General features: G+C 74.1%; 1 protein-coding gene. It reads left to right on the top strand.

Features of this window, described 5'->3' with window-relative positions:
* On the top strand, positions 1-785 hold a 785-nt coding region (locus B9S61_RS30145; protein ID WP_146064987.1), incomplete at both ends, for a ketoacyl-synthetase C-terminal extension domain-containing protein.

Here is a 785-nt window from a genome sequence, read left to right as displayed (position 1 = left end):
GGGCATGCTGCTGGTGGAGCGGTTGTCGGACGCGCGGCGGAACGGGCATCCGGTGCTGGCGGTGATCCGTGGTTCTGCTGTGAACCAGGACGGTGCCAGCAATGGGTTGACGGCGCCGAACGGTCCGTCGCAGCAGCGGGTGATCCGGGCGGCGTTGGCGGACGCGGGTTTGTCGGCTGCCGAGGTGGACGTGGTGGAGGCGCACGGTACGGGGACCCGGCTGGGGGACCCGATCGAGGCGCAGGCGCTGCTGGCGACGTACGGGCAGGGGCGTCCGGCGGACCGGCCGGTGTGGATCGGCTCGCTGAAGTCCAACATCGGGCACGCTTCGGCAGCCGCCGGTGTCGCCGGGGTCATCAAGTCGGTGCTGGCGTTGCGGCACGGGGTGATGCCGAAGACGCTGCACGTGGATGGCCCGACGCCCGAGGTGGACTGGTCGGCGGGGGCCGGACGGCTGCTGACGGAGGCCCGTACGTGGGACGACGCGGGCCGTCCGCGACGGGCGGGCGTGTCCTCCTTCGGGATCAGCGGCACCAACGCCCATGTGGTCGTGGAGGCGGCGCCGGCCGACGAACCGGGCGACGGGCCGTCCGTGCAGCCGGGCGGGACGGTGGTGTGGCCGCTGTCGGCACGCACCCCGGAGGCGTTGCGCGCGCAGGCGGCGGCGCTGTCGGCCCGGGTCGGCGACGGGTCGGGCACCGAGGCCGCCGACGTGGGCTTCTCGCTGGCCACGGGCCGCACGTCCTTCGAGCACCGCAAGGCCCTGATCGGCGACGCAGACCGAA

This window comes from Streptomyces sp. SM1 (assembly GCF_002910825.1).
GTDB lineage: Bacteria > Actinomycetota > Actinomycetes > Streptomycetales > Streptomycetaceae > Streptomyces > Streptomyces okerensis.
This window is presented reverse-complemented; position numbering and strand designations above follow the sequence as displayed.